We start from the raw sequence: 4,521 nt of genomic DNA, 5'->3' as shown, positions 1-4,521 counted from the left end.
CAGCAGGTGGGGCTGCATGTGGTCGATATAGACGTTGAAGCCTTCGAACCCGAGATCGGCGAGGGCGTCCATTTCAGGTGCGGTGGGCACGGTCTCCTGGCCGGCCATTACGAGGAGCGGGCAGCCGAGTTTTGCCAGTTCTTCGAAGAAGGGGCGTTCTTGCTCGAACGTGCCGAAGGTGGTGCCGGTGGCGCGGTGATAGGCGTTGAGGTGCGTCTTCAGCGCGAAGGCGCCGCCGTCTAGGGCTGCTTTGGCGAGGTCAAGATCGTGGCGCGCGAGGGACACGATGACGGGAAATTCGCCGGTGGTCAGGGCGGTGTAGAGCTTAGTCGGGCGATACATTAGTCGATCCGGGTGCCGGTGGCGTCGAAGAGGTGGATGGCGTTGGCGTCGGGGCGGATGCGGATGGTGGTTCCGGGCTGGGCCTTGATACGTTCGCGGAAGACGGCGCTGATGGATTGCTCGCCGAGGGAGAGGGCTACCTGAGTTTCCGAACCCATGGGCTCGACGAGCCGGACGGCGGCTTCGACGCCATCGTCGGCCAGCATGAGGTGTTCGGGCCGGACGCCGTAGGTTGCCTTGCCCGAGGTCGGCGCGTTGGGCGGGAGGGGCAGGGTGATGTTGCCGGCCTTGAAGCCTGCGGGGGTCAATTCGCCTTCGATGAAGTTCATCGAGGGCGAGCCGATGAAGCCGGCGACGAAGAGATTGGCGGGGCGATCGTAGAGGTCGAGAGGGGCGCCGACCTGTTCTACCCGCCCCCCATTCATGACGACGATGCGGTCGGCCATGGTCATGGCTTCGACCTGGTCATGAGTGACGTAGACGGTGGTGACGCCGAGGCGCTGGTGGAGGCCCTTGATCTCGCCGCGCATGACGACGCGGAGTTTGGCGTCGAGGTTGGAGAGCGGTTCGTCGAAGAGGAAGACCTGCGGATTGCGCACGATGGCGCGGCCCATGGCGACGCGCTGGCGCTGGCCGCCAGAGAGCTGGCGGGGATAGCGGTCGAGGAGATGGGTGAGGCCGAGTATGCCGGCAGCCCATTGGACGCGCTCGGCGATTTCGGCTTTCGAGCCGCCGCGGTGTTCGAGCGAGAAGCCCATATTGGTCGCGACGGTCATGTGCGGATAGAGCGCATAGTTCTGGAAGACCATGGCGATGTCGCGGTCTTTGGGCTCGAGGTCATTGACTACGCGGCCGCCGATCTCGATGGCGCCGCCGGTGATGGTTTCGAGGCCGGCGATCATGCGCAGCAGGGTGGACTTGCCGCAGCCGGAGGGGCCGACGAGGACAACGAATTCACCATCGGTGATGTCGATGTCGATGCCATGCAGCACGGATGTGGCGCCATAGCTTTTGGTGACGGATTTGAGGGTAACGGGAGCCATGGGGTCAGCCTTTCAGCCCGGTATGGGCGAGCCCTTCGACGAACTGCTTCTGCGCCACGATGAAGACCAGCAAAACGGGAACGGCGGTCATGGTGGCAGCGGCGAGCTGGATGTTCCACATGGCCCCGCCATAGGCGTCGGTGAAGTGGGTCAGCGCCTGGGGCAGGGTGAACATCTGGGTCGAAGAGAGGAATACGATGGGTTCGAGATAGAGATTCCACGAGTGGAGGAAGGTGAAGATGGCCACCGCGCCGAGTGCCGGTTTGGCGAGGGGCAGGGCGATGGTCCAGAAGATCTTGAACCGGCCGAGACCATCGACGCGGGCGGCTTCCTCAAGCTCGTTGGGGAGCGCGATGAAGAACTGGCGCATGACGAAGGTGGCAAATACCGAGGGCGCGCCGAAGATGGGCACGAGGATCAGCGGCCAATGGGTGTTGATCATGCCCCAGCCGAGGAAGATCTGGAACAGCGGCACGATGGTGACTTCGGAGGGAATAAGAAGGCCCAGGAGTACGACCATGAAGATGGCATTGCTGAAGGGGAATTTGATCCGCGCGAAGGCGTAGCCGGCCATGGAGGAGATGACCATGGTGCCGGCGGTGACGAGCGCGGCGATATAGGCCGAGTTCCAATACTGCCGGGCGAAGGGCTGCAGCTCGAAAACCTGGGCATAGGTCGAGAAATCGAAGCGGCGCGGCCAGAGGTCGGGCGGGAAGGCGAAGATGTCGCTGATCGGTTTGACCGACGAGGTGATCATCCACCAGGTGGGGAAGACGAAGGGGATGAGCAGGACGCACATCAGCCCGTAGAGAGCAGTCTTCATGCGGGGGCTGAGATCAGTTTTCATAGAAGACGATCCGCTTGCGGAGCTGCCACTGAACGAAGGTCAGGACCGCGACGATGACGAAGAGCAGGATCGACAGGGTCGAACCATAGCCGAAGAAGTGGAACTGGAAGGCCTGCTGGTAGAGGTAATAGACCAGCACGGTGGTGGTCATGCCGGGGCCGCCCTGGGTGAGAACAGCGATCTGGGCAAAGACCTGCAAAGAGCCGACGATGGTAATGATCGAGGTGAGCAGGATCGTGGGCGAGATCAGCGGCAGGGTGATGCGGCGGAACTGCTTGAACGCTCCTGCGCCATCGACCCGCGCTGCCTCGTAGAGTTCCTTGGGCACGCCCTGAAGGGCGGCAAGGAACAGGATCATGTTGAGGCCGACATTCTTGAAGACCTGCACGACGACGACGGAGATCATGGCCGTGGTGGGGGTACGGAGCCAGTTTGGGCCCTCGATGCCGAGCGTGGAAAGGAGGCCGTTGATGCCGCCATTGTTCTGGAGGAGGAAGCTCCAGACGATGGTCCAGGCGACGAGGGAAACGACAACAGGCGAGAAGAACAGGGTGCGGAAGACGACGATGCCTTTGAGCTTCTGGTCGAGGAGGACCGCAAGAAGCAAAGCCAGCGTCATGTTGAGGATGACGAGGCCGGCCGAGAAAATGGCGGAGGCGAGGAGCACCGAAGGCAGGTTCGGGTCGGCCAGCAGCATCTGATAATTGGCGGCGCCGACGAAATTGAAGCTCGCGGCCAGCACGTTCCATTCGTGGAGCGAGTACCAGAAGACGAGGCCGAGCGGCACGAGCACGAAGGTGATGATGCCGATGAGCTGGGGCGCGATGAAGATATAGCCTGCCGCCGCGTCGCGCCGGGCGATGGTCCAGAAGGGCGGCTTTTGCGGCGCTTGTAGGGGCTGAGACATGGAGGTTCCTGCGTCGACGGCGAGTTGCCACTGCGTCATTCCCGCGAAAGCGGGAATCTCTACCTCGGTGGCCGGAGATTCCCGCTTTCGCGGGAATGACGCGGTGCAAAGAGGATAACGCGGTGGTTGAGGATGGGGCGGAGGCCGCCCCATCCCAAGGTCAGCTAGAGATCAGCGTGCCAGCAGCGGGCTGACGCTGGAACACACGTTTCCGAGTACGGCGGCGACGTCGGCGTCCGGCACCCAGAGAGCGTCGAGACCGGCGCGGATGGTCTGCTGGATCTGGGCGAAGTTGGTGTGGCCCGGCAGAACGGTGCCGTTGGTGATGCCCGCGACCACGACGTTTTCGATCTGCTCGGCGGAGAGCAGCGGATTGGTCGAGGCGAGGGTTTCGGCATTGAGCAGGCTCGCGCGGGCCGGTGGGAAGAACTGGGCCAGTTTCTTCGAATTTTCGGCATTGGTCATGTAGCCGAGGAATTCGACGGCGACGTCCTTGTTGGCGCCCTTGGCGAAGGCGCCGACGCCGGCCTGGCCGACGACGGAATATTCACCGGCAGGGCCGGCCGGGAGTGGCACGAGGTCCCAATCGAACGGGTTTTCCTTGGGCAGCAGCGACGCGCGGCTGATCTGGGTGATGGTCATGCCGGTTTCGCCAGCGAAGAAGTCGATGTCTTCGCCAGGACCGGGCATGGCCTTGTCGGTGAAGACGGCCTTGTGAATGGCGGTCAGCGCATCGACCATTGCCGGTTCGGTGAAGGTGCAGGTCTTGCCATCGGCGCTCCAGGGCGCGGCGCCCCAGCCATTCCAGATGGAGGCGAGGTTCTGCCAGGTCTGGAACTTGAAATCGCGGACGACGAGGCCGGTCTTGCCGGACTGACCAACCGTGGCGGCGGAAGCGAAGGCGTTGTCCCAGTTCCATTCGCCGGCGGCGATCAGCTCGGCCGGAGTCTTGGCGCCAGCGGCTTTCAGCACGTCGTTGTTCGCGAAAATGGCGAAGGGCGAGGTGGAGAAGGGGTAGGCGTAGAGCTGGCCGTCCTTGGTCCAGAGGGCGGTGGCCTTTTCCGAAACGTCGGCGAGGTCATAGCCTTCGGTGGCGGCAAAGGCGTCGGTCAGCGGGGCGAGGGCGCCGGAATTGACGAAGTCGGCGGCGGTGGTCTCGAGAATCCAGGCCAGATCAGGCGGGTTGCCGCCGGCGATCTGGGTGGTCAGGGTCGTGGTGTAGCTGTCGAAGGGCAGCGGTTCGAAGGTCACCGAGACGTTGGGGTGGGTGGTTTTGAAACCTTCGGCGATCGAGTTGAACATGGCCAGATGCGCTTCGTTGGCGCTCCAGATGGTCATGCGCAGATTGACCGCGTCCTGGGCCCAGGACGTGCCGGCAGCGG

4 protein-coding genes and 1 pseudogene are annotated in these 4,521 nt (G+C 63.3%); all 5 read right to left on the bottom strand.

Going from position 1 to position 4,521, the window contains the following annotated elements; all coding sequences use genetic code 11:
• Window positions 1-342, bottom strand: a pseudogene (locus J0I64_RS01100) (hypothetical protein); the annotation flags it as partial.
• Window positions 342-1,385, bottom strand: a complete 1,044-nt coding sequence (gene ugpC, locus J0I64_RS01095) for a sn-glycerol-3-phosphate ABC transporter ATP-binding protein UgpC (protein WP_291405572.1) — start codon at window positions 1,383-1,385, stop codon at window positions 342-344. The pseudogene J0I64_RS01100 and the gene ugpC, both read right to left, overlap by 1 nt.
• A 4-nt stretch (window positions 1,386-1,389) precedes the next feature.
• Window positions 1,390-2,232, bottom strand: a complete 843-nt coding sequence (locus J0I64_RS01090) for a carbohydrate ABC transporter permease (RefSeq protein WP_291405570.1) — start codon at window positions 2,230-2,232, stop codon at window positions 1,390-1,392.
• Entirely contained in the window at window positions 2,222-3,139 is a 918-nt protein-coding gene (locus J0I64_RS01085; RefSeq protein WP_291405568.1) for a carbohydrate ABC transporter permease, read from the bottom strand. Before J0I64_RS01085 ends, J0I64_RS01090 begins: the two co-directional genes overlap by 11 nt.
• A 171-nt stretch (window positions 3,140-3,310) precedes the next feature.
• Window positions 3,311-4,521: sugar ABC transporter substrate-binding protein (locus J0I64_RS01080; protein ID WP_291405566.1), on the bottom strand; the 1,211-nt coding region annotated here is incomplete at its 5' end.

Source organism: Devosia sp. (assembly GCF_017307565.1).
Classification (GTDB): Bacteria; Pseudomonadota; Alphaproteobacteria; order Rhizobiales; family Devosiaceae; genus Devosia.
Note: the sequence above shows the minus strand (reverse complement) of the source record. Positions and strands in the feature narration are given on the sequence as shown.

Coding starts and splice junctions, on each gene's coding strand:
- ugpC (WP_291405572.1), bottom strand. CDS start 1,385: ATGGCTCCCGTTACCCTCAAATCCGTCACCAAAAGCTATGGCGCCACA.
- J0I64_RS01090 (WP_291405570.1), bottom strand. CDS start 2,232: ATGAAAACTGATCTCAGCCCCCGCATGAAGACTGCTCTCTACGGGCTG.
- J0I64_RS01085 (WP_291405568.1), bottom strand. CDS start 3,139: ATGTCTCAGCCCCTACAAGCGCCGCAAAAGCCGCCCTTCTGGACCATC.